Source organism: Anaerocolumna cellulosilytica, from assembly GCF_014218335.1.
Taxonomy (GTDB): Bacteria; Bacillota; Clostridia; order Lachnospirales; family Lachnospiraceae; genus Anaerocolumna; species Anaerocolumna cellulosilytica.
Genome location: NZ_AP023367.1, coordinates 5,332,676 through 5,359,506 on the forward strand (window position 1 = coordinate 5,332,676; position 26,831 = coordinate 5,359,506).

The following is a 26,831-nucleotide window of genomic DNA, read 5'->3' on the forward strand; positions in this document are numbered from 1 at the left end:
CATGTAACTACTTAGAACAACGCACTGTCCGGCTCAATCTTTTTCACAATTGCATTAACCGTTAATACCAGAATCAGTCCGAATATGGATTGATAGAAACCAACTGCTGCACCCTGAGAGAAGTTAAACGACCCCACAAGGCTTCTGAATACAAAGGTATCGATAATATCTGTCTGTTTAAATAAAACAGAATTGTTCCCTATTAAGTTAAAAAACAAATCAAAAGAACCTTTTAATATTCCCCCAAGTCCGAATAAAAATAAAAGAATAATAGTTGGCTTTAACAACGGTATTATAATGCGGCTGATTTTTTGTATTGGCGATGCTCCGTCCAAAGCTGCGGCTTCGTATATATCGGTACTGATACCTGTAATAGCTGCAAGATATATAATCATTCCATAACCGGTACTTGCCCAAATCTTAAAAAATACGATAATGTATTTCCATATGCCCTGATCTGAATAAAAATCATGTTTCTCAAAGCCAAGACTTGTTAAGATTGTATTGACAAAACCATGGTCATAATTAAAAAAGTTGTAAGCAAAAAACCCGACGATTACCATAGATATAAAATAAGGCAATAATATAACAGACTGAGATATCTTTTTAAACCATTTGCTGCTGATTTCCGAAATCATAATAGCAAAGGCTACCTGAAACAGATTTGTAAATGCCAGAAACGCCATATTGTACAACAGGGTGTTCTTTGTGATTCGCCACAGGTCTCCCGTTCTGGCAAGAAACTCAAAGTTTTTTAGTCCCACAAAGTTACTGCCAAATATCCCTTTTCCAATGTTGTAATCCACAAAAGCAATGTAAGCACCTGGCATGGGTATGTATGCGAAAATTATAAAATACAGCAATACCGGTGATATCATTAAGAATAAGACCTTTTTACGTTTGCATTCGCGAAAGAAACTTTTAAGATGGAACCTCACTTTTTCCATAGATTTAACCTGCCTTTCCTGTTAATAAAATGGTTTATTTTACGGAAACTCACTTTCTCATCCACATTTTTTTGTGGAAATGTTTTCACTTTATACATTTTTACTATGGAAACATTTCCATTCAATTCATTTTTTGTGTCTTATGTGATTATTGTATTCCCTATTTTTACTTTTGTCAATTAATTTTTGTACTAATTAGCATTTTTATATAATTGTTCTTTTATAAATTGTTAATTATCACTTAGGCTTATTGACAAAATTACTGTTTTCTTTTATACTTAGCTTAGTTTTAGAAATATTTCCACAATGTTTTCTTTATTTATGAAAACGTTTCCTAAACAAAAATAATCCATTAGGTACTTGCGAAACTCTTTGCCAAAAAGGTAAGTCGTCTTGCTTCGCAACCTCCTAAAATACATCATTTTAACAGAAAGGATTGCAGACATGATGAAAAAAATAAGTTGTTTTATGGATATCAGTCAAGGTAATATGGGGTATCGATTCCTCCCATCGGGGGATGTATTTTCCTTTACTTATACACATTCCCGGGGTGAATATCTCATTAACCAATTCCGCGGAAATGTAAAGGACGGCTCTGCAAACAATATATATCTTAGGATTTATGATAACGGATACCCTGTGAACATTTATCCACTTCTTGGCATACAATCAGCCAGCAGGCTATTATTTTCAGAAGAAGCGCTCGTATATGAGGGTATAGTGGAGGACATTTCCTATCAGGTTACCTTCTCTCCCGAAGGCAGCCTCTGGTTCTGGAACATCTCCTTATGGGGCAATGATAAAGAAGTGGATGTAATCTACGGTCAGGACATTGGTATTGCAGAAGCAGCCAGTGTTTATACCAATGAACTGTACATGTCGGAATACCTAGGACATACCGTTTTTGAAGAAGATACCGGTTATGTAATCTGCTCCAGACAGAATATGCCGGCTCATGATGCTTTCCCATATATCCAACAGGGGACGCTCGGAATAAAAGCAGCTCATTATTCTACAGACGGCTTGCAATTCTTTGGCCTAAGCTATAAAGATACAAACACGCCTGAGATATTACATTCTGATTTATTAGATTATAATCTCCAATACGAATTTGCTTATACCGCACTTCAGACAGAACCAATTTATTTACAAGGAGAGCATACTTTTGCCTTTTACGGTTTCTTTTTGCCAAACCACAAAGAGGCAGTAAGAACAGCAGAGTACCGGGAACAAATTAAGCAGACCTACGAAAGAATCCGTCATAGAAACTTCAATGCCCATCCGGTAAAGCCTGTCCGTATAAAAGAATACTTTGGCAGCCCCTATTCCTCCCCTTCCTTTACCAAAGGAGAGATTGACGCCTTGTTCCCGGAACGTATATTAGAAGAAGTAGAGAATGATTCTTTGTTTTCTTTTTTTACAAAAGAACATTCCCATGTTGTATCAAAGGAAAAAGAACTTTTAACCGAAAGACCCCATGGTACTATTATTATTACACCACCTGACGTTACAGAGGTTTCCAGCCGGTTAATTTCCTCCACCCAATATATGTACGGTATTTTTAACAGTCATATCGTTATCGGCAATACCGACCTCCATAAATTTCTTTCTACACCAAGGGGCTTTTTAAATCTGTTAAAAAACAGCGGACAGCGTATCTATATTCGTATTGACGGACAGTATCATCTTCTGACACTGCCGGGCTTATTCGAAATGGGAATGAATTATTCCAGATGGTTTTACAAATTACCCGAAGACACTTTGATAATAACCGCTTTTACTGCTGTTTCCAATACAGATCTCATTCTTTCTGTAGTAAGTGATAAGAACGTAACTTACGACTTCATTATTACTAACCAACTTGTTATGGGTAATAACGAATATACAAAGAACTTGGAATATACAGCCATTGAGAAGGGGCTCCGCTTTACCCTTGACAGCACCGTCTACCCAGGTCTTCATTATGACCTGCTTCTGCCGGATGTTGATTTCACCTTAAGCGATGACCGGATATTTTTTGAAGGTGACACTCCCTTTGATGAGACCTTTTTAACCATACATTTAAGAAAAAATTGCTTTACTCTTCTGATAAAGGGCTTTCTTACAGAACCTTCGATAGAGAAAACTACTCAATATGACTTTCTGACAGAAAAAGAAAAGGCACTTTTATTTTACCAAAGGCTAATTAATCACTTTAAGCTGAGCGGCATAACAGGAAATGAAAAAATAGACATCTTAAACGAAACTGCCTGGTGGTATGCACATAATGCTATGGTTCACTATTCCATGCCCCACGGTTTAGAGCAGCCCGGTGGAGCTGCCTGGGGTACCAGAGATGTGTGCCAAGGTCCCATGGAATTTTTCCTGGCTACTCAAAACCATACTATCCTACGGCAAATATTATTAAATATCTATTCCCACCAAAGCTACGAAACAAAGGAATGGCCTCAGTGGTTTATGTTTGATAAGTATTCCATGAATGCCGGTGAATGCCACGGAGATGTTATCTTCTGGCCTCTAAAGTGTGTTGCTGACTATATCCTCGCCTCAGGAGATAAGGATATTTTAAAAGAAATCCTGCCATACGAGGATGCTCCGAAAAAACAGCAAAGTCTGTTAGAACATATCCGTCTTGCTCTGAAAAATCTTAAGGAAACCAGGTTTGTAAAGGATACAGGTTTGATTACCTATGCAGGCGGTGACTGGGATGATACCCTGCAACCTGCCAGTGAAGAATTAAAAGTTAAGCTTGTAAGTTCCTGGACCGTAGCACTTGCTTATCAGACTTTTACTGCTTTAAACACTGCTCTAAAAGATACAGAACCTGCGCTTGCGCAAGAATTTTCTATCCTTTCAGGTATGGTAAAGGATGCATTTTGTAATATCCTAATCAAAGACCATATTATAGCCGGATTTTTGGAATGTGGCGACACTTACCGTCATATGCTCCACCCTGCTGATGACACCACCGGCATCCATTACCGGCTGCTGCCTATGACCAGAAGCATCATTGCTGAATTAGCGGACAAAGAACAGTCCAAAAAAAATGTATCTGTCATACAACAGAACTTGAAATGCCCCGACGGCGTACGTTTAATGGATCAACCGGCTCACTATGACGGCGGAGTCAGCCGATTGTTTAAGCGGGCAGAACAAGCTGCCAATGTTGGACGTGAAATTAGTCTTCAATATACCCATGCACATATTCGTTATATTGAAGCTATGGCAAAGCTTGGTGCAGGAAAGGAAGCCTGGGACTCCTTGTTTGTAATTAACCCCATTCTGATACGTAAAACGGTAGCAAATGCTAACATTAGACAAAGCAATTTGTATTTTAGCAGTTCCGAAGGTGCTTTTAAGGACCGTTATGAATATGAGCAACATTTTGAGCTGCTAAAGACAGGCGATATTAAGGTAAAAGGCGGTTGGCGGTTGTATTCCAGCGGACCAGGAATCTATTTCCGGCAGTTGGTCAGCCATGTATTGGGCATTCGTTTTACAAAAGACGGAATTATTATTGATCCGGTTCTTCCAAGGGAATTGGATGGTTTACGTTTCACCTATACATGCTTTGGTAAAACCTTTACTTTCTTGTATCAGATAGGAGAAAGTGACGAAACTAAAATAACCAGTCAGGGGAAAGAGATTTCTGCAAAAGTTTTGAATAACCCTTATAGAACGGCAGGCTTACTAATCGCAAAAGAAGATCTTTTGACCTGTGATGAATACCTGACTATACATGTAAAAGCATTTACATGATATTCTAACTAAGAATACGGTACTTATAATTTGTTCTTTTTTCTAGGATATATTAAATAGACAATTGCAAAACTCTTTGTCTTGTGTAAGAAATCGGGAGAAATAACCAAATAAAGAGTGGATTTCCAATAATCTCTACCCCTTTTGGGTTATTTCAACTGATTCCATCACATAAATGAACTGTTTTGCAAACGTCTATGATGTATTAAAAAATGAAAGGAGTTACTATGAAAATTAAATATCTTGGTACTGCTGCCGCTGAAGGCTGGCCGGGTCTTTTCTGTACCTGCGAGAGCTGTAGGAGGGCTCGTCAATTAAAAGGCAAAAATCTCCGTTCCAGATCACAGGTTTTGGTTAATACTAATTTACTGATTGATTTCGGACCAGATACCTATCACCATGCTCTGGTGCAGAATTTAAACTTATCTGAGGTGGAAACCGTACTATTAACCCATTCTCATATGGATCACTTTTACCCAAGCGACTTAATTCTTAGAGGTGTCCCCTATGCCTATGGCCGAGATGACAATAAAATGACCCTATATGGGAATGAAGCCTGTGAGCAGAAATATACAGAGATGCTAAGAAAAGAAGACGACACAGCTAATCTGCCTCAATGCATTGAATTTAAATCCATCCAGGCACTAAGTCCTTTTTTTGCTTCCGGTTATGGTATTCTGCCATTAAGAGCATCACATGACCCACGGGAAAACTGTCTGCTCTTTAGCCTTACGGATGAAACTAATAAATCCTTGTTCTATGGCAATGATACCGGCTATATGACGGAGGAAACCTGGGAACAAATGAGGGGATTGCACTTTGACCTAGTCAGCCTTGACTGTACCATGGGCGGTACTCCAGGCTGTGCCAGCCATATGGGCATGGAAGAAAACGCTAACGTTAGAGAACGAATGTTACACCTAGGATGTGCAGATGAAAGTACTCTTTTTGTTATGACACATTTTTCCCATAATGGCAGCCTGATGCATGAAGAATTGGTAAGCAAGGGGAAGGAACTTGGTTTTTTGATTGCATATGACGGATTAGAACTGGAGATATAATTTAGATAACTAATTGTAAAAGCCCATGAGCAGCCATTGATTCACAGTACCAAAACTGTGAAACGGTTACTCATGGGCTTTCTGTAAGGATACAACCACCTTACATTCTCGTATTTTTATTCCTAGCAACTATCCGTTATAATTTGTAAAAGGATAAAAAATTCGCTTCTATATTAAACAAATAATGCAGCCACAATGTCATTGACTACCTTACCGTCTGCTTTGCCTTTAACTCTTGGCATCAGTTCTTTCATAATCTTACCCTTGTCTTTTGCAGTCGGTGTATCAATAGAAAGTTCTTTTAACACTTCATTGATTACATTCTTAATTTCATCTTCGGACATAAACTGTGGGGCAAATTCGCTTAATACCGAAATTCTAAACTTGCATTCTTCTATAATTTCCGTTCTATCAGAAGGTGCTGATTCTAAGGTTTCTTTTAACTGCTTCATTTCCTTTAAAACCGCCCCATTTTCTTCCTCTTCCGTCAGATCTGCTCTTTTATCAATTGCTACATTCTTAAGTGTGGTCAACAGTGCTGAAAGTGCATCCTTTCTGGCCTTATCTCCAGCCTTCATAGCTTTTACCATTTCTGCCCTTACTAATTCAATCTTAGTCATACGATTTACCTCCATTTGTATTATTTTTCTTTTTATTATTTTTGATTTTCTATTTGTTCCGCCAAGTCATTAAGATACACCCAGCGATCCATCTTTTCTTCCAACTGCTTTTCCAGGCTTTCTTTTTTTGCCATAAGTTCATTTAACTTGGAATAATTACTGGCAACCTCACTCATTTCCTGTTCGGTAGCTGCAATTCCATCCTCTAAGGCGGCAATTGTTTCATCGATTGTCTCGAATTCCCGTTGTTCATGGTAGGAGAATTTTAATTTAGCTTCCCTTGGCTTTTTAGAGCCTACAACAAGTATATCCTTCTCTTTCTTAATCTCCTTAGTCAGCGTTTCCTGTTCCTTTACTATTTCCTTGTAATCAGTAAAATTACCTTCATATTGCTTTATCACGCCGATTCCTTCAAAGACAAAGATACGGGATACGATTCTATCAAGAAAATAGCGGTCATGGGATACTGTTAACACAATTCCGTCGTAACTATCCAGATAGTCCTCCAGTATGGATAGGGTTTTAATATCCAAATCGTTGGTAGGCTCATCCAGTATCAGAATGTTCGGTGCTTCCATTAGCACCTTTAACAGATAAAGTCTCCTTTTTTCACCACCGGATAACTTAGCAATAAGAGAATACTGCATAGCTCCGGTAAATAAAAACCGCTCCAGCATCTGGGACGCACTGGTGCTGCCTTCGCTAGTCTGTATATATTCTGCCACATTGCGGATATAATCAATCACCTTAAGGGATTCGTCCATATATTCATTTTCCTGAGAAAAGTATCCGATACGAACGGTCTCCCCCACTTCTACAAAGCCTTCATCGGGTCGCAGATTTCCGGTTATAATTTTTAACAGAGTCGTTTTTCCGCTGCCATTAGGGCCTACAATTCCAAGTCTGTCGTTTTTTAACATGATGTAGTTAAAATCACGAATCAACACGTTATCCCCATAGGCTTTGCTGATTCCGTTGATTTCTACGGTTTTTTTACCAAGTCTTGTGGATAACGCATTTATTTCTACATTCTTATCCTTTTCTATTATCTTTCGATCCCTTAGCTCTTCAAAACGCCGTATATGTGCCTTTTGTTTGGTGGAACGAGCTCTGGCTCCCCGCATCATCCATTCCAAATCCATGCGGTACAGGCTCTTGTTCTTTCGTTCCGTTGCCTGCTCCATATCCTCCCGTTCAGCCTTAAGCTTTAAAAATTCCGTGTAATTGGCAATGTAGGTATATAGACTACCCTTATCTATTTCTACAATCTTGTTAGTTACCTTGTCCAGAAAATACCGGTCGTGGGTTACCATAATGAAGGCTCCCTGGTATTTAACTAGGTACTCCTCCAGCCATTCTGCCATGTCATTGTCCAGGTGATTGGTAGGTTCGTCCAAGACTAAAATCTGTGCAGGCGTTAATAAGGCACGAACCAGAGCAACTCTCTTTCTCTGACCCCCGGACAATACCTGTACCTTACCGTTAACATCGGCTATTCCGAGCTTTTCTAACATGGTTTTGGCTTCACCCTCAAGGTTCCTGTAATCCTCGTCTGCCTTCTTGCCAATGATTACATTCTCAAGTATTGTAAGTTCTTCCTTAAATACCGGGTTCTGGGCAAGGAATTCCACTTTCACATTCTTACCCTTGACTACCTGCCCTTCATCCGGCTCCTCAAGACCCGCAATGATTTTTAATAGTGTAGACTTTCCCGTTCCATTTATACCGATGACACCTATTTTGTCACCTTCGTTAATACCCAGCGTAACCTGGTCAAATAATATTTTATCAGTAAAGCTTTTGCTCATTTTTTCTACATTTAGCAGATTCATTCCCGAAGCTCCTTTTGTATCTCTGTGTTTCCATTTATTTTTCATTATTTCTGTTTTTAAGAATAACATACCTTTTCCTGTTTTACCAGAAATTCTTATAGATTATTCTTTCAAAGCTTTCTTTGGATAATATTGGTACTTTTTTTAAAAAGCTGATAATTGTGACTTTTACCACTTGTCAAGTGAAAAATTTTTTAAAATTTTGCATTTAGGACTACAATATATAGTACTATTATGGTATAATACCACTGCATGTTGATTTATTTTCCACTCCCTTCTTGGTACTGTTGGAGGTGATGTATGATGAAGCACATGCTTTCTTTACAGGCTTTTTTAAAGAAAAAACCTGGTGAAGAAGCGTCTAAACTTCTTAATTAAAATAGTAAATAAAACCATAAATGAGAAAATGAAAGAAGGCCCTGAAATGATTAAAGTAGTAAAAAAAGATAACACAAAAGAAGATTTTAATGTGCAGAAAGTCATTAAAGCCGTGGATAAATCTGCCCATCGCGCCTTAATTGAGTTCACTCCTGCTGAGCATGCGTTTATCTGTCAGTATGTGGAGACAAAGGTCAATGCCATGAATAAAGAAGAAATCTTCATAAGCGAGATGCACAACGTGGTGGAGAGTGCCTTAGAACAGACTAATTCCTTGGTGGCTAAAAGCTACAGAGACTACAGAAATTACAAACAGGATTTTGTACATATGCTGGATGAAGTATATAAAAAGAGCCAATCCATTATGTATATCGGAGATAAAGAAAACAGCAATACAGATAGTGCTCTGGTGTCCACAAAACGCAGCCTTATCTTTAATCAGTTAAACAAAGAATTATACCAAAAATTCTTCCTGACCACAGAGGAATTGCAGGCTGCAAGAGACGGATTTATCTATATTCATGACATGTCTGCCAGAAGAGATACTATGAACTGCTGTCTCTTTGATGTAAAAAATGTGTTGCAGGGTGGCTTTGAGATGGGAAACCTCTGGTATAATGAACCCAAAACTCTAAACGTTGCCTTTGATGTAATCGGCGATATTGTTCTTAGTGCAGCCAGCCAGCAGTACGGTGGCTTTACTGTGCCAAGTGTTGACCTGCTGTTAGAACCCTATGCTGAGAAATCCTACGAACAATTATATGAAAAATATCTGAATCTAGGCGTAAAACCAGAGGCTGCCAACGAAGAGGCGTTAAAAGATGTAAAAGAAGATTTTGAAAAAGGCTTTCAGGGCTGGGAATATAAATTTAATACGGTTGCTTCTAGTAGAGGGGACTATCCATTTATAACAGTTACTACGGGTACCGGCACCGGACGTTTCGCCAAAATGGCTTCCATTGCCTTATTAGATGTGCGCAGACATGGACAAGGTAAAAAAGGATGTAAAAAACCTGTACTCTTTCCGAAAATTGTATTCCTGTATGATAAGAATCTTCATGGCGAAGGATGCCCTTTAGAAGAGGTTTTTGAAGCTGGAGTCCATTGTTCCAGCAAGACCATGTACCCTGACTGGCTGAGTTTAACCGGCGAAGGGTATATATCCAGTATGTATAAAAAATACGGAGAAATCATAAGTCCCATGGGCTGTCGTGCCTTTTTATCCCCTTATTACAGGGAAGGCGGTATTCATCCGGCACACGAACAAGATACCCCGGTATTTATGGGACGCTTTAACATCGGTGCGGTAAGCCTTCATCTCCCTATGATTTTGGCAAAAGCCAGACAGGAGAATAAAGACTTTTATGAAGTACTGGATTATTACTTGAATTTAATTCGAAGATTACACATTAGAACCTATGAGTATCTTGGGGAAATGAGAGCCTCTACCAATCCTCTGGCTTATTGTGAAGGCGGTTTTTATGGAGGCAATTTGGGCATACATGACAAAATTAAGCCTGTCCTAAAGGCGGCTACAGCTTCCTTTGGTATTACTGCTTTGAATGAATTGCAACAACTATATAACAAAAAATCTATCGTACAGGATGGTAATTTTGCTATCGAGGTGCTAGAATATATTAATAAGAGAATCAATGAGTTTAGAGAGGTCGATGGGAACCTGTATGCCGTATATGCAACTCCCGCAGAAAGCCTGTGTGGTCTTCAGGTACAGCAATTCCGCAAAAAATACGGAATCATTGAAAATGTTTCAGACAGAGAATATGTAAGCAACAGTTTCCATTGCCATGTAACAGAAGATATAACACCTGTACAAAAACAGGATTTGGAATACCGTTTCTGGGAACTGTCCAATGGAGGTAAAATCCAATATGTGAAGTACCCCATTGATTACAATACCAATGCCATTAAGACCCTTGTAAGAAGAGCAATGGACATGGGCTTGTATGAAGGTGTAAATCTTTCCTTGGCATATTGCGATGATTGCGGCCATCAGGAACTCGAAATGGATACCTGTCCAGAATGCGGAAGTACGAACCTGACTAAAATAGACCGTATGAACGGCTATTTATCTTATTCCAGAGTAAAAGGCGATACCAGACTCAATGATGCAAAAATGGCAGAAATCAAGGAAAGGAAAAGTATGTAATGCATTATCACAACATAACGAAAGATGATATGTTAAACGGAACCGGCCTGCGGGTGGTTCTGTGGGTTGCAGGTTGTACCCACGGCTGCAAAGGATGTCAAAACCCCGTGACCTGGGATTTGATGGGGGGGCTGCCTTTTGATGAAGCCGCGAAAGATGAGCTATTTAAAGAGCTCGATAAAACTTATATAGAAGGTATTACCTTTAGCGGAGGAGATCCTCTGCATCCTGCCAACCGGCAAGCGGTAGGAGCACTGATTGAAGAAATCCGCATCCGCTTCCCTAAAAAAAACATTTGGGTTTATACCGGTTTTGAATGGGAAGAGTTAACAGCACTTTCTTTCCTGCCTCAGATTGATGTACTGGTAGACGGTAAGTTTTGCAAGGAACTGCTTAATCCCCAACTTCACTGGAAGGGCAGCAGCAATCAGCGGGTAATCGATGTGAAAAAGACCTTGAATAACAATACACTTACTATACTTTAGACATAGTAATTAAAAACGGGCTGTGAAAAAGCTTATGATACGCTTTTTCACAGCCCGTTTATGTTAATTGACTCATTTTACTGCATTGCCCCGTCTATATTACAACTTTATATGACATATTCAATATGTCTTGGTAGTCCTTCAACCATAATCGGAGAAAGTTCATCTCCAATTAACGGTCTTGCGTAATCAACAAAGTCCTTTGTTACTTTGTTATTGGTTAAATCAATCCACTCTAGTGGAACCTTCTTTTCCATATTGGCAATTTTATGAATATCAAAAGTATCTGTTGAACACTCATAGATACTTTTGCAAGCCTTTGAATCACCGGACGTTCTCTTAAGAATAATCATTTCCCCGCTTTTCCCTTCGTCAGCGGCTCTAACTCCTGCTGCACCTGCTAAAAAGGCTTCCTTGATATCCACTAAAGATGCCATATGAGATGCACATCTTTGAAGGGTGTTCAGCTCAATGGCTCTAGTTTTACACCCGATTTCTCTTGCTGCCCGCTGTGCTAAGATATTTGCTGCCCCGTTTAACATAGTATGTCCAAAGCCGTCAACATATTTTCTATCCTCTGTTAATTCACATACATAGCGGCCGTCCTTTAAATGAATACCTTCTGAAATAGCAATAACTAAGGATTTTTTATGAGCTTGAAGCCTTGCTGTTCTTTCCAGAAAATCTTCCATGGAAAAATCTGTTTCTGGCAGATAAATCAAATCCGGTCCTCCGCAGTCAACACCTTCTGATAATGCCGCCGCACCAGTTAGCCATCCGACATTTCTTCCCATGATTTCAATAATGGTAACATTCTTTTGGTCATAAACAAGGCTATCACGAATAATTTCCTTAGTAGTTGCACCGATGAATTTGGCAGCACTGCCATATCCAGGTGTATGGTCGGTTATCTCAAGGTCGTTATCAATGGTTTTAGGAACGCCGATAAAACGGATTTCACTTTGATGGGCGGTACCATAATCGGATAATTTTTTAATTGTATCCATTGAATCATTGCCGCCTATATAGAAAAAATACTGAATATTTAATTTGTTAAATGTATTAAACAATGTTTCATAAATTTCCGGTTGGGAATCATAATCCGGCAACTTATAGCGGCAAGAGCCCAAATAGGAAGAGGGTGTCCGCTTTAACAGCTCAATTTCTAATTCACTGTGTAACTTTTCTCCCAGATCAATGTATTTCTCATCCAACAGTCCTTGTATCCCATAAAGCATTCCGTATACTTTGCCTGCCCCTAAATCCTTCGCTGTTTTGAATACTCCTGCCAAACTGGAATTAATAACTGCCGTGGGTCCTCCAGATTGGCCTACTAGGACATTACCTGTCATGATTTTACCTCCGTATATTCAACTCTGTATTGTTTTGTTAATTAATTTAGGTTTTTCTAAAGCATCTCAAACCCGCGCTAGTACACAATATCATTACATTTTCACCCTGTCAATATGTAATCAATTATCCATTATTATTATAGTTACTAAACTAATGCAGATAAGGCATGTCCTGGCTTTTATTCCAGAACATGCCTTAAACTAAACTCTTATGTGTTTATTTTACTTTACTACTCTATAGAAATATATTCAAAATCTGTAAAATAGGAATAAAGCTCCTGTGATCCTCCAAAAGCATACAGACCAACAGTTGCACCCGTAAAACGCTTTCCTTTGACAATGCCTTCACTGCAAAGGTAATATACATTGTTAAGCTCACCGGTTACTATCCAATTCTTTTTATCCATGCTAAAGAAAAAGCTTCTCTTTAGATTTCTAACCTGGGTTTTAAGATAAATTTCTTGTGGATATTCGCCACCGGTTCTTGGCAGCAATTGTGAATAGGCAAATCTCTCCACCGCATCAATCTTTTCAAATATCCTTAATTCATAAGCGTCCTCCGCATTTTTATAGATTCCATACTTTAAGTAGGTATTCTCATCATAAAAACTGATTACTCCGGCATTCTGCTCCTCCTGTAGCTTAGGAAGCTTCATCTTAACAACCATATCAAAGGAGAAATTCTTTTGCCTGCGCAGGCATAAATTTTCCGCTCCGATATCGTTCATTTCAAAACGGCTTCCTTTCAGGCACAGATAGCCGTTTTGAACACAAATACCTCCTTCTTTCCAGCTCCGAACAGTCATCCATTCCTTGTTAAGCTCTTCTTTTTCAAAGGAATCCAAATCACTTGTATTAAATATATGTTCTGGGAGAGACGGTTTTTTCATAAGTACACTTGGCCCTTTTAGATTATTGACAATCGGCCAGCCATCCGCAGTCCAAGTAATCGGATCCATAGCCGTTTCCCTTCCAAGGATACCGTATTTACCGTCTATATAGCGATTACACAGATAAACCATATACCACTCGTTATTTTGAGTCATTACCGGTTTTCCATGTCCGCAACACTGCAGGGTTTTATCCATGTCAGTCTGGGTCATAATTGGATTATAAGGGCAAGTTTCATAATTACCGAACAAGTTTTTAGACCTTACCACAGATATTCTATGCCCTCTTCCGGTTCCGCCCTCTGCCAGGAATAAATAATACCAGCCGTCTTTCTTTAGAAGATGGGGCCCTTCCGGTGCTCTTTTTTGATCACCATAATATAGCAATACTGGTTCGGAAAGTTTTTGGGTACCATCCTTGCTTATCTCAAAAATTCTGGCACCCCGGTTTAAAAGCATATATCTTCTTCCGTCATCATCGGTAAAGATAGACGGATCAATGCCATCCTCATCTATAAAAGTCGGTTTCGTATACGGTCCTTCCGGTTTATCAGAGGACACAACAATCTGCTTTCTTAGAACCTCTCCTCCATCATTTAAACGATAGGTGGCAGTAATGTAGAATCTGCCTTCGTTATAGGAGATATCCGGCGCCCAGTAGCCTCTTCCGCCCTCTAGTCCTTCCAGATAAGACCATGCCGGATTGGTAATGGCATGACCGATAACCTCCCAGTGTATTAAATCTTTTGAATGAGATATGGGGATACAGGGGAAGTATACAAAAGAGGAATTTACCATATAATAATCCTCACCAACCCGTACAATGGAAGGGTCGGGGAACATACCGGTTCTTATAGGGTTCTGATACATATCCTCAAAGTCTGCCTTAAGGTAGGCTCCAAAATACTCTTTTATATCCAAAAACTCTCTGTCCATTGCTAAATGATAGGGTGTAACTCCCTGACAATCACCCTCTACCGGGGATAATCCCACCTTTTCCGTAAGATATTGGACTACCTGGAGGTTACCGGATTCAACGCCATAATGTAGACAACTTCTGCCCTTTTTATCTCTTTCATTAAAACTGGCAACCGAATATTCTACAATATATTTTATAATCTCAAGATTCCCCGTCTTTGCTGCCAAAGAAGCCATTTCTGTTCCTTCTTCATCCCTTTGCATGATTGCCTTCGGGTCTTTTCCTAAAATCACTTTTATACCTTCTAAATCCTGCTTAAGCAGGCTGCTAACTAACTCATTCATCGCAATAAGTACACCCTTTCAATTTTAGTAATGATTCACTTTATCATATCTTTGGCTAAATGACATGCCATTTTGAGATTTTCTACTGCAAGATTTTGCACTACCTTTTAAAAAATACCATAAGCTTACTTAAAGAACTTAAGAAGTACCATGACTTTCCTGTTGTTACAGTATCTGAAAGTCATGGTACTTCTTATGCAAGGATGGCTTTATTCCTTCTTAATCTTATTGCTATTCTACTATTGTTTACTAAAAAATTCATCAAGCTGTCTCTGAATGTCTGCTACATAGTCTTCCCAGCCTGCTTTTTGTAAGGCGTCCTGTAATTCTTTACTGCCTTTATCATAATCTTGTATCCCAGCCAGCATAGGATGAGCTAACTCTGTCCACACTGTATCAATCTGAGCTTTCTGAGCTTTTACGTTATCATAATTTAAGGTCAATCCATATGTTACATCTGTAATTGCTTCGTTATCCCAATTTCTGTAAGTATCAATGAAGTCATCTGGGAAACGTTCATCAAAATGAGATATATTAACATTAAATATCATCCACTGATAGAATAATTCATCTGTCTGATTCGGAACAATTTTATCGTTGACAATCTTATAATCTTCACCTTCAATACCGTATATGAACGCATCGGCAAGCTCGGTATTTTTCTGTAAGGTATTAATAAATAATGCAACTCTATCCGCCTTTGTTGACGTTACAGGTACTTGGAATGCAGTATTTTCATAGGATTTTTTAAAATAAGGCTTTTCAGGATTTAAATAGTACTCTTTTGTATAAGCAGTAGGAACTACCTGTTTTAGAGCCGGTTCATTTTCTATAACTGTACTGCCGCTTGTACCTCGGAAGAAGAAAGTCATACCTGCCTGAAACGGATGTGTAATTGTATTGGTAAGCATATCACGAGGAAGCAGGTTGTTTTTGTACCAGCCATTGTAAAGAGTCACTGCTGTTTTAAATTCTTCACTGTCCGCAATACTTACGACTTCTTTTGTGTCCTGGTCAATCCAAAGACCGGTTGTTAGCGGTGTCAGATTACGTTCACCAGCCCCTCTGACTATGTATTCGGAGGAAGCTAAATCATAGGTCGCATACATATCAGGATACAGCGCTTTTGCTTTTGTAACATAATTGTTTAAATCCTCAAGAGATTTTAATTCCGTAATTCCAAGTTCATCCATGATATCCTGTCTTACACAAACAGTCTCGAATACACCACCGGTTGGCTTACTGCCAATGGGAATCGCATAAATTTTGCCGTCATACGTATAAGGATTAAATGCAACTTCATCCATAACTTCCTTCCAGTCAGGTAAGTACTTACCAACTACTTCTGTTAAATCCTGAAGATAACCCTTTCCGATACTAGAAGCCGCCCATTTAGGATCAATGAGAGCCGCATCAAAATCCTGTCCGGAGGCTATCATTAAGTCTATTTTGCCGCCGGCACCGTTTTCTGTCCATGGCACATATTGTAATTCAACTTTTGTGTTAATTTCATCAATAAATATTTGCTGAAATTCGTTTTCCATTAGTTCTGCCATTCTAGGGGACTGTTCTCCGAATAACACGACTTTAATGGTATCCAGCGTGTCCGGACGTAATGGATTGTCACTGGTTCCGGAATTACTGCCTGTATTTTGTGTTTCATTTACAGAGTTATTCTCCGGTGTGTTACCCTTGTTTGCACAACCACTGGCGAGTACAACTGCCAGAAAAAGGGATAAAAATACATTAAATTTTTTAAATTTTTTCATAATTTCCTCCTATATTATATAGTTTTATTTACAATCCGTTTGCCGGACAATAAATCATAGCCTGGTGCTTACCCTTTTACCGCACCCACAATTACACCCTTGGTAAAATACTTCTGAGCAAAAGGATACAGTAACAGGATTGGCCCAATGGTAATACATATAGTAGCCATTTTCGTCGTTTCCAAAGGTACATTAATATTATAACCTAAGGATTGGTTTGCCTGTGTTGCCATAAACTGCACATTAGCAAGCATGTTGTATAAATAATACTGTAACGGATAAAGCTTCTGTTCTGTTATAAACATTAATGCCAGATAATAATCATTCCAGTAGGAGAGGGCATAAAACATACCTACCGTTACTAGTCCCACCTTGCCAAGAGGAAGATAGATAATGGAAAAAATTTTAAGATAACCTGCTCCGTCAATCTTTGCCGCCTCAGCCATTTCATCGGGTATGGAGTTAAAAAAGTTACGCAGCAAAAACACATTAAATACATTTAACGTAGCTGGTAAAATCAAGGCATAAAAACGATTCGTCAAATGATAGTATTTGGTACACATAATATACCAGGGTAATAAACCCGCTGAGAAAATCATTGGTATATATAAAAATAAGTTCAAAAAGCCTCTGGGTCTAAATTCCTTAATAGATAATACATAAGCCATAGCCGAAGATACCAGCAGCGAAAATAACGTACCTAATACCGTAACCATAATCGTAACCGTATATGCATTCAGTATATTTTTCCCAAGAGAGCCTAGCACGATTTTATAAGCTGCTAGTGAGAATTCTCCCGGGATAACACGGTAACCGTTTTTTATTACAAAGGTTTCATCGGTTAAGGAAACCCCGATTGCCAAAAGCAGTGGGTATAAGCACATAATGGCAAATGCAATTACAATTGCATAAAATGCAAACAGAAGAATCTGACTGCTTCCCACCTTCTTTTTCTTTCGCGCAGATGTTCCTACATTAATCTGATTCATGACAGCCTCTTTTCTTTTATCAAAATATGGTTTTAGAATAATTGATAGTCTTTATCAAATTTACCGGCAATCCAGTTCGAAAACACTACGAGGATAAAGCCAAATACCGACTGATACAGACCAATGGCTGAACCCATTGTGAAATCACCCATACCCATAACAGAACGGTACACAAAGGTGTCGATAATATCCGTTGTCTTCATTAGGGTAGGTGATAAGTTTGTTAGAGACATTAACATTGTTAAGTCACCGCTTAGCATCTTTCCAACGGATAAAAGAAACAAAATAATTACCGTAGGTTTTAATAAAGGAATCGTGATAAACCTTATCTTCTGCCACATGGTTGCTCCGTCCACTTCTGCGGATTCATAATAAGAGGTATCAAACCCTGTAATGGTAGCAAAGTAAATAATGGCGCTATAACCTGCGCCCTTCCATATATTGGCGATAGGAAGAATTACTCTCCAATAAGCAGGTTCATTGTAAAAGTCTATCTTCTCCATACCAAAGAAGGTAAGTACAGAATTGATGGTACCTCCATCATAATCAAGTATGGCTGACAAAATACCGCCCGCTATAACCCATGAAAGGAAATACGGTATAATGGATAGCGACTGAGTAACCTTTAAAACCTTTTTATTTTTGATTTCATTAAACATTATGGCAAGTGCCACTGCCGCTGTGGTACCAAAGACTGTGTACAAAACATTTAGTATGATAGTGTTTTTTGTAGCACGCCAGGCAGTTTCAAAGTTGAAAAAAAAGAATTTAAAGTTTTCCAACCCAACCCAGGGACTTCCAAAAATACCATCCTTAAAATTGTACTTTTTAAATACGATAACCAATCCTGACATGGGAATATAAGAAAACATAACAATTAAAATAATTGCCGGAAGTGCCAGCAGCCATAGTGCACCGTACTTTTTTAAATGACTGTACAGGGAATTTTTCTTTGTATTTCTTTTTACTTTTATCGTTTCCACCAATTCTCCTCCTAAACTTAAGATGTTAAACGCAATAACTCCTTGCCTTGATTATGCAGTCTTACACCCTTTTTGAGCAATCATAAAAAATTGATATACCATTGTTTTTTTGATTTTAAGACTATAAGAATTATTCTAAAGTATTGTTTTATTATGTATCAAAACGTCTGAATACAAAGACACCACTGCATTACCGGTAACAGCAAAAGAAGCACCTGCTTTTCTAACATACCAGCTTAATTCTCTCTAAACCGGCAGGGAAAAACATGCACTTCTTCTTATTTCGGAAGTATATACTCTCCTGTTCTATTTTAATTTACTTTAAATGGTTATTCAGACGATACTTACTTGGAGGAATTCCGTATTTTTTCTTGAACTGAGCCGTAAAGTAAGAAGAGTTTAAATATCCTACTTCTTCACAGATGGCCTGAATACTGATGGAAGGTTCTTCTATCAGTCTTTTTTTTGCCTGTTCTAAGCGGATATTCGTCAGATAATCGGGGAACGCACAGTTGGTGTAATCGTTAAAAATCCGGCTGAAATAAGACGGAGTAATATTAAATTTATCCGCTAAGTACTGGGCACTCAAATTGGTGTCCTTATAGTGCTCCATTATATACTTTACAGCTTTTTCTACGATTTCACTACTGCCCTTTCTTTGCGCCTCACCAATGGTATCCTGTATCTTCTCAAATAATATCAGAAACCAGGGCAGTGCCTCATCTATATACTCAAACGATAATACTTCCTTCTGGGCATTTTCATAATCCAAAAATCCCAGACTGGAACGGTACTGGGTTATTTCATTATGATACAAGAACATCTCACAGGCTAAGGATATTAATAAATCGTAACCGGTTTGAAGGGAATGTTCCTTTATAAAATCCTTCATTACCTCAAACTCTTTTATAAAGGACTGTTTATCCTGCTTTTTTACACTGCATATAATATCCCGTAAATCAAAATCCTTGTGGGAGCCGCCAAAGGAACAATTGTGTATCTGTTCCTCCGTAATTATTGCATTTTCACCAAATAAAAACCGGTACTTAGTAATGGCCTTTGCTGTCTGATACACCTGATAAAGCCCAGAAACCTCTGTATTTTTTCCACTTAACCCGATATTAATATATATTAACTGCTGCTGCCGTATACTATCAATGATTCTTTCTGATTGACTGTAGAATAAAGAATCTGTCATGGAGTCTCCCTGACTAATCAATATTGCTGCAATAAATTCACTGTCAATTACATAAAGTAGAACTTTCGCTATGTATTCATAGCTTGCCTTTGCTATTTCAAAGATGTTATTGATATGCTCTAAAATATCAGCTTCCTTAATCTCATTCATCACCTTATCCAAATTACAGATACGCAAGACAGCGCAGTAATAAGAAGCCTCCTCTATTTCTTTCATCTTCTCCAGAAAGACTGACGGAACTTTTGAGTTATAATGGCGGCTGCTCAAATAATGAATCATATAATCCGTTTCTTTTTCCTCACTAAAATGATTCAACTGTCTTGCCATAAACCGCATTTTTTCAGATATAACAGACAGCTCCTTGTATTTTTTTCTGCTGTTTTCCACATTTTGAGTCTCCGCCGTTTCCGACCCATTGATATATTCCATAACCTCATCAATAGGGTGATATACCTTAAAAGCTACAAAAGCAGACGTGAGTAAAGATACAAACATCAATAGAATTCCGGCAGCAATAACCAGATTTCTTGAATGAGCAATGGAATTTAGCATAGTACTGTAGGGATAAATGTGCAAGATATAGTAATAACCGTCATTGGAACGGATATAGCTGACGGTATATTTTACCTTGTCCCTTAAGAATTTAAACATACCCCCACTATCATTCTCCGCAAACATGGTGCTTATAAATGCCTCTTTTGCAATGTTCTCTCCAAACATATACTCTCCTGAGGATTCTGCCAGTACCTTACCATCATTTGACAGGATAATAAAATTCTCACCAGGCACCGTCTCTGAAAACAGCCGCCCTGTAATTGCTCCCATGTCCAAATTAACTGCTATACCATTCTCATACACCTTATCCTTACCTGAAAAATCCCCTATGGTAAGACTTACTATTTCATGTTCTTCTCCATATATATCCGTGTAAGACCATGGATTCATTCGGGTTAAGTAAGAGTTTACAAACGTCTTTTCAGCTCCCATATCCACCTCTTTTGTGGTAGGATACTGAGGATTACTGCTCTTTAACAATATTCCGTCTTTACCAAAAATATATATGGAGTGAAGGTTTGGATTGACAGATACAGTCGTTACAATGCTATTAGCAACGACAGAGGTATTGTCATTCCAGCTGACCTCATTGTTTATTAACATACGCTTAACATATACATTCTTAAACAAGGTTTCCAGAGACTTTTGTGCAGAATCTAAATTATTGTAAATCACTGCATGATAATTGGACAGAACTTCCCGGTCATTTTTAATCAGCTCGTCCATCTTTAACTTTTGCACCCAGGAAAAACCAATAAAACAAGCAATGGTTATAAAAAATGCAGAAATTCCAAAGGTACACAAAAAAATCCGCTTCAGTATGGTACGTTCCCGGTATTTTTGAATTACTTTTTTATACATGCTTACACCCCAATCTATTGTCTATTAAATAGTAATATAGTTATTTTTACTGGTCAAGATTTTTATAGACATTGTACAATAATTTAATACTATATCAATTAATTGTTATATATATATTTACCATTTCATTGTAAAATAAATATGGATTGAATCCCACTGCATATCGCAAACAGCGTGTGATGCTGCATAAATAGAAAGATAAAGATACACCTATTTTCAATCTAATACAAGAAAACAACATAAAACACATAATTCTGGAGGACCACATGATTATTGTATCCAAAAATAAGAAGGGTGCTTTTTCTACTTTACAGGAGGCAATTCTATCTATAGATGATGCCCATACTGAGGAAATAACTGTATATATAGAAGCCGGCATCTATGAAGAAAAAGTATTCATTCGCAAAAGGAATATTCGCTTAGTTGGTGAAAACAGAGACAAAACCATTATTCGTTACGGAGATGGAGCTAGAAAGCCCAGAGGTGACGGCAGCGAATATGGTACCTTTAATACAGCTGTCATTCTCTTTGCCGGAAGTGATATCCGGGTAGAAAACCTGACCATTGAAAACACTGCCGGAGCAGGTCATATAGCCGGACAAGCCCTGGCTGTATATATTGCCTCTGACAGAACCTCTTTTTATAATTGCAGTCTGCTAGGCCATCAGGATACTATTTTTACCGGTGATTTACTTCCTAAGCCTTATAAGAAATTGATGCTGCCCGAATTCTTTACAAACTCAACCGTTGCTATTGATTTTTCAGAGTTGCGTAATTACTTTAAGGATTGCTATATTGACGGAACTGTTGACTTTATCTTCGGACCCAGCACTGCCTACTTTGACCATTGTCAGATTCACTCAAAATCAGAAGGGCCTGATGGGGAGGGCTCCTTTATTTCGGCTGCAAGTACTCCAAAGACTCAGGAATATGGTTATGTCTTTTATAACTGCCATCTGACCAGTGAATGTAGAGAAAATAGCACTTATCTTGGACGTCCCTGGAGAGATTATGCAAAAACTGCCTTTTTATGCTGTACCATGGATAGTCACATCAGAAAAGAAGGCTGGCATAATTGGGATAAAGCCAATGCCGAGGTAACCATTGCCTATGTGGAATACGGGAATAAAGGTCCCGGTGCTGACACCGCCGGACGTGTTCCCTACTCAAAACCCCTGGTGAATGAAAAGGTTCTCGCGTATATGTCCTTTGAAAAGGTACTTGCCGGCGGAGATAACTGGAATCCGAATGCCTAACAAGTCGTTTGTAATCGTTCACAAAAGAGCCAGGCTATAAGAAATATCATATCTTCTTATAGCCTGGCTCTTACTATATTAAATTATCGCTTTTCCATTTATGCTCTACATTCTCCAGACTATAGACTTCCCCGTCGTATCTGAAACAGACCAAACCTTGACTAAACTATGTCTGTAAAACACACACATTCACTGCTAATCAAAACACACCGCGCGCCCTCCCTTTATATATAAAGCAAGACTGTTGCATTTTAAATTATCCATTCACCAGAAGCATGACCTTCGTATTTTTCCAAGAAAGGTTCTGCCGTCTTCTTCATTGCAAGAGTTATAGTATTTTCCTGAAAGGTCATAGTTATATTAACACTTCCATAACATTCATCAATAATATACGTTCTAAGATGGAGTGTATTCTCTGTAACCCAGGCTGCCGAGGAGACACAGGTGTATTCCGTACCCGGAAACTTTTGCTCAGCCATAGATGACAATCCGAACTTTAGTGTATGACTACCGCTTTCATTGATATAAGAAAACACACACACTTCCTCTGAAAAAGTAAGACTGCACTGGGTTATTCCCATAGGATTATCTGCTACATGATAACCTTTACCGTCTATTAAAGATACCTGTTCTGTTTTTCTCTCTCCCTTTTCCACCGGAAGTTTCAGATTACTTAATGTAACTCTAAGCTCATTTAAGAGAGAACTATTTTCCGGTATTGCTGTTACCTCTTGCTTCATCAAGTAAGGATATATATGGTGCCACAAGGCATCATATATTCCTTGAACCCCATTAGGATTTGTCAAATTATCCGCCATAGTTACCATCATAAAGTCCTGTTTCGGAAGACATACAGCAAGCTGTCCCCCTAAGCCATAAAGAGTAAATCCTCCGTCCCTAGTTTGCCAGAACTGATAACCATAGCCCTGTTGTTCCTCTGTACAAGGCTGAAGGCAGGTACTAATCTGGAAGGAGGTAGCTTCCTTTATATAAGCTTCCGGTATTAGCTGTTTGCCGTCATACCTTCCCCCCTTCATACAAGTATAAGCAAACTTAGCAACGTCTCGTAAGGTACAGATTAAGCCCGAACCACCCTGACAGATTCCCATAGGGCAGGTAAGCCATCTAATCTGGTCAGAGAATTCCAATTCATTAAGCACCTTAACTTTTAGATAATCAAACAATGACATCCCGCTTAAACGTTCCACTAAAGCAGACAAAACATGCGTTGCCGAGGTATCATATGCAAAAGCGGTACCAGGATACCTTGTAGGCTTTACGGTAAAGAAACTTTTTACCCAATCTCTATCATTTACCTGTTTATATGTGGTATAGCTATGTGGTGATGCCATACAGAGCAAATCACGAATAGTAGTTCTTTCAATATAAGGATGTAATCCCTTTTTCGGAAGCTTATCTGGAAAGTAACTGCTTATTTTATCAGTAAGGGACAGCTTCCCCTCCTCCTGTAATAATCCGATTGCTACTGAGGTAAAGCTTTTACCTACAGAATACATTCTATGGGGAGAATCCTTGTGAAAAGGTGCATAATATCCCTCTGCAATTACCTGGCCGTTCTTTATCAACATTGCGCCATGCATACAAAAGCCGTCTTTCTTAAGTTCCTTATAAAAATTTATAACTGCCTGAGAGGGTATACCAACTGACTCCGGCGATGCCTCGTCAAACAGCAATTTATTATACATAGTTTTCTCCATTTAAAACCTTGCCTTTCCACGCCTAGTTAACATTAGTTAATCTCTGCTTTCATATCAAAGTAGTCAAAAAACACCTTGCTTCCTTCTAAATAGTCCTTATCTGATACTGCGAAAATTCCTATCTTCGCTCCAACCCAGGTTGCTCCTTCCGGATTGAATCTTTTTGTAGGTTCACTCCACGTTTCTCCATCCGTACTAAATAAGAATTCACTGGTTTGATCTTCGTAGAATCTTGTTTTTAAATACAGAATCTTTTCTGCCTTTAAATCATATTCTTTTATAACTTCTTCCTTCAAGTCTTTGCCCTCACCTTGTGCCTCTACATATACCGCCTTAAGGGCTTCTTCCGTCTTTTCCACATACAGGGCACTGTATCTGGCACCTATCATAATCATACCGCTTCTGGCACCAACCGGCAGGACAGTAATATCCATACGAGTTACTGCTGTAAATGCAGGACACACAATTTTCTGAGTCAGTACATTGGCACAATTCCAAAGAAGTGCTTTGGAATCACCGGTAGTATTTAATGGATACAAACACAATCTTCCCTTTTCTTCTGTCAGAGAATAAAAACTATCAGAGTAATTGGCAAGCCACTGCCATTGGAGTCCAAGCTGACTTGACTCAAAATTATCACTGGTTGCAGGTTCACATATTTTGGTACTGGTTGCTCCCTCAGGCTTTTTATATTCTAAAACAGGCTCTCCGATACCATCACCATTGGTATCAATCCCAATCATTGGCCATCCATTCTTCCAAGCTACAGGCTGTAAGTGTGCAATTCTTCCATAAGCCCCCTTTTGTTGGAAATGTAAAAACCATTCTTCACCGTTTGGAGTATCTACAAGTCCGCCCTGATGAGGTCCGTTAATAATGGAATCTCCCTGGTGCATAACAATCTTTTCTTCATAAGGCCCGTAGATAGAGGTGCTGCGAAGTACTGTCTGCCAGCCCGGTTTCACTCCTCCGGCAGGTGCAAATATATAGTAGTATCCGTCTCTTTTATATACCTTGGGTCCTTCAATCGTAGGTTGTGTTGCCGTTCCGTCAAATATAACCTGATCTTCGCTGATACATTTGGTGCCTTCCGGATTCATTTCAAAAATAGCCAGTTTACTTTTAATACCGATACGGCTGTTGGCATATGCATGAACTACATAGGCCCTGCCGTCTTCATCCCAGTAAGGGCAGGGATCAATAAAGCCTTTTCCTTCCCAGACACATACCATAGGTTCCCATTCCTTTAGAGGGTCTTTTGCACAAGTCATAAAGATGCCTTCATCCGGCATTCCTACAAATATCCAGAACTTATTATCATGAAATCTGATACTTGGTGCCCAAATACCTTTTGCATGTGCCGGCTTCTTATAAACTTCATAGGGAAGCTCTTTTACTGCATAATTGACTAACTCCCAGTTTACTAAATCCTTGGAGGTTAAAATAGGTAACCCGGGCATGTAATTAAAACTGGAAGCTGTCATATAGTAAGTATCCCCAACACGGATAACATCCGGATCAGAATAATCTGCATGAAGTATAGGGTTTCGATAAGAACCGTTTTCTAAATCTGACTGCCATAATAATCTGTTATTTTTAATTTCTTTACTCATTTTTACACCCATTGCATACCGCAAGCTGTCTTGCGGTACTGCCACAAATAAATAGGTTGAAAGAATCTTTGTGTGGCATCCTTCCAATATTTTATATTTTCTTTCAACCTTAGCTCCTATCTGCGACCACGAATCACATACGAATCAAGACAGTTGAATCTCTTTTATCCAACCTTACACCTATTTGATATTGCAGGTCTGCCTGCAATTCTGTCACAAATTAAACTGGGCTCTTTAAAACCATCTTTTAACTTGCCCAAACGTGAGGAACGTGATACTATAATTTTCATAAATCGTTATACTTATAAAGTTATCAGCTTATGTTAAGGAGACCTTTATGCACACCTTTTATCAAAACCGGGATCATTCCTTTGTATGTTCTATCTCCACCAATTTGACTTACCCGGCACATCTCCATAAACACTTTGAACTGATGTATGTACTGTCCGGTACCATGAACGTTAAGATTAATGAGGAATCCAGAGATCTGCTTCCCGGAGACATTGCCATATCGTTCCCCAATACCATACACAGTTTAAAGACCATAGATAACAGTAAAATTATATTGCTGATATTTGATTCCTATTTGACGGAACCAAGCTTTGTCAATCTAAACACCAGAAAGCCTGTGAGTCCTTTTGTAACCAGGGATAACCTCCATAAGGATGTGCCATATTGTATGCATGCTCTTTTAGATATTTCAAAGCCATATGAGGTCAATCTGGAATCTGCGCTGACTAAAGGATATCTTACCGTACTTCTCTGTCGGTTGCTGGAAAGTCTGACCTTACGGGAATCCCATTCTGATGATTTAAACCTTGTACATCAGGTGTTGGTATATATTGACAACCATTTTACCGAAGCCCTTTCCTTAGAGCAGATTGCATCAAAATTAAAAACCAGTAAATTTTACTTGTCCCGTATATTTAACCATCAATTAAATACTTCCTTTAACCTGTATTTAAACAATCAGAGAATTCAACTGGCTCAAAATCTATTGGTCAGCACAGATTTATCCATAACGGAAATCTCTTTTCGATCCGGTTTTGAAAGTATGCGCACCTTCTACCGAGCTTTTAAAAGTATCTGCCACCTAACACCTACAAGATACAGGGAGCTTCATCAGAAAAAATAA

General features: G+C 38.7%; 17 protein-coding genes. 6 read left to right on the forward strand and 11 right to left on the reverse strand.

What is annotated here, in order from left to right:
* Window positions 1–11: 11 nt before the first annotated feature.
* Window positions 12–947 carry an ABC transporter permease gene (locus acsn021_RS22300; protein ID WP_243167860.1) on the reverse strand — a complete coding sequence of 312 codons (936 nt, stop codon included), beginning with the start codon at window positions 945–947 and terminating at the stop codon, window positions 12–14.
* Between the two features lie 444 nt (window positions 948–1,391).
* On the opposite strand from acsn021_RS22300, the gene acsn021_RS22305 reads away from it, so the two are divergent.
* Both acsn021_RS22305 and acsn021_RS22310 read left to right on the forward strand, forming a co-directional pair.
* Window positions 1,392–4,706, forward strand: coding sequence for a GH36-type glycosyl hydrolase domain-containing protein (locus acsn021_RS22305; RefSeq protein ID WP_184092771.1), 3,315 nt, complete (start codon window positions 1,392–1,394; stop codon window positions 4,704–4,706).
* Between the two features lie 227 nt (window positions 4,707–4,933).
* Complete coding sequence (locus acsn021_RS22310; protein ID WP_184092772.1) at window positions 4,934–5,767, forward strand: MBL fold metallo-hydrolase; 834 nt, start codon at window positions 4,934–4,936, stop codon at window positions 5,765–5,767.
* A gap of 173 nt (window positions 5,768–5,940) precedes the next feature.
* On the opposite strand, the gene acsn021_RS22315 is transcribed toward acsn021_RS22310, so the two are convergent.
* Window positions 5,941–6,387 carry a GatB/YqeY domain-containing protein gene (locus acsn021_RS22315; protein WP_184092773.1) on the reverse strand — a complete coding sequence of 149 codons (447 nt, stop codon included), beginning with the start codon at window positions 6,385–6,387 and terminating at the stop codon, window positions 5,941–5,943.
* A 35-nt stretch (window positions 6,388–6,422) separates the two neighbouring features.
* On the reverse strand, window positions 6,423–8,219 hold the full coding sequence (locus acsn021_RS22320; RefSeq protein ID WP_184092860.1) for an ABC-F family ATP-binding cassette domain-containing protein: 1,797 nt from the start codon (window positions 8,217–8,219) through the stop codon (window positions 6,423–6,425).
* Between the two features lie 424 nt (window positions 8,220–8,643).
* Between acsn021_RS22320 and nrdD the strand changes: the two genes are divergently transcribed.
* Entirely contained in the window at window positions 8,644–10,764 is a 2,121-nt protein-coding gene (gene nrdD / locus acsn021_RS22325) for an anaerobic ribonucleoside-triphosphate reductase (RefSeq protein WP_184092774.1), read from the forward strand.
* Entirely contained in the window at window positions 10,764–11,249 is a 486-nt protein-coding gene (gene nrdG, locus acsn021_RS22330; protein ID WP_184092775.1) for an anaerobic ribonucleoside-triphosphate reductase activating protein, read from the forward strand. Before nrdD ends, nrdG begins: the two co-directional genes overlap by 1 nt.
* Before the next feature lie 107 nt (window positions 11,250–11,356).
* Here the strand turns inward: nrdG and acsn021_RS22335 are convergent, their stop codons facing one another.
* The 6 genes from acsn021_RS22335 to acsn021_RS22360 form a co-directional block, all read right to left on the reverse strand.
* A complete protein-coding gene (locus acsn021_RS22335; RefSeq protein ID WP_184092776.1) occupies window positions 11,357–12,601 on the reverse strand; it encodes a 6-phosphofructokinase in 1,245 nt (414 codons plus the stop codon).
* A 230-nt stretch (window positions 12,602–12,831) separates the two neighbouring features.
* Window positions 12,832–14,754 carry a family 43 glycosylhydrolase gene (locus acsn021_RS22340; protein WP_184092777.1) on the reverse strand — a complete coding sequence of 641 codons (1,923 nt, stop codon included), beginning with the start codon at window positions 14,752–14,754 and terminating at the stop codon, window positions 12,832–12,834.
* A 239-nt stretch (window positions 14,755–14,993) separates the two neighbouring features.
* Window positions 14,994–16,523: an ABC transporter substrate-binding protein gene (locus acsn021_RS22345; protein ID WP_184092778.1), complete on the reverse strand. Its 1,530-nt coding sequence runs from the start codon at window positions 16,521–16,523 to the stop codon at window positions 14,994–14,996.
* A gap of 68 nt (window positions 16,524–16,591) precedes the next feature.
* On the reverse strand, window positions 16,592–17,512 hold the full coding sequence (locus acsn021_RS22350) for a carbohydrate ABC transporter permease (RefSeq protein ID WP_184092779.1): 921 nt from the start codon (window positions 17,510–17,512) through the stop codon (window positions 16,592–16,594).
* Window positions 17,513–17,544: 32 nt separating this feature from the next.
* Window positions 17,545–18,495 (reverse strand): ABC transporter permease, encoded by a 951-nt coding sequence (locus acsn021_RS22355; protein ID WP_184092780.1) that lies wholly within the window; start codon window positions 18,493–18,495, stop codon window positions 17,545–17,547.
* 316 nt (window positions 18,496–18,811) lie between these two features.
* Window positions 18,812–21,109 carry an AraC family transcriptional regulator gene (locus tag acsn021_RS22360; RefSeq protein ID WP_184092781.1) on the reverse strand — a complete coding sequence of 766 codons (2,298 nt, stop codon included), beginning with the start codon at window positions 21,107–21,109 and terminating at the stop codon, window positions 18,812–18,814.
* A 266-nt stretch (window positions 21,110–21,375) separates the two neighbouring features.
* Between acsn021_RS22360 and acsn021_RS22365 the strand changes: the two genes are divergently transcribed.
* Window positions 21,376–22,365 carry a pectinesterase family protein gene (locus tag acsn021_RS22365; protein WP_184092782.1) on the forward strand — a complete coding sequence of 330 codons (990 nt, stop codon included), beginning with the start codon at window positions 21,376–21,378 and terminating at the stop codon, window positions 22,363–22,365.
* Between the two features lie 251 nt (window positions 22,366–22,616).
* On the opposite strand, the gene acsn021_RS22370 is transcribed toward acsn021_RS22365, so the two are convergent.
* The gene (locus acsn021_RS22370) at window positions 22,617–24,071 is read right to left on the reverse strand and encodes a serine hydrolase domain-containing protein (protein WP_184092783.1); all 1,455 of its coding nucleotides are present in this window, start codon (window positions 24,069–24,071) and stop codon (window positions 22,617–22,619) included.
* Between the two features lie 44 nt (window positions 24,072–24,115).
* A complete protein-coding gene (locus tag acsn021_RS22375) occupies window positions 24,116–25,696 on the reverse strand; it encodes a glycoside hydrolase family 43 protein (protein ID WP_184092784.1) in 1,581 nt (526 codons plus the stop codon).
* 337 nt (window positions 25,697–26,033) lie between these two features.
* Here acsn021_RS22375 and acsn021_RS22380 point away from each other — a divergent pair, with 337 nt between their 5' ends.
* Window positions 26,034–26,831, forward strand: coding sequence for an AraC family transcriptional regulator (locus acsn021_RS22380; protein ID WP_184092785.1), 798 nt, complete (start codon window positions 26,034–26,036; stop codon window positions 26,829–26,831).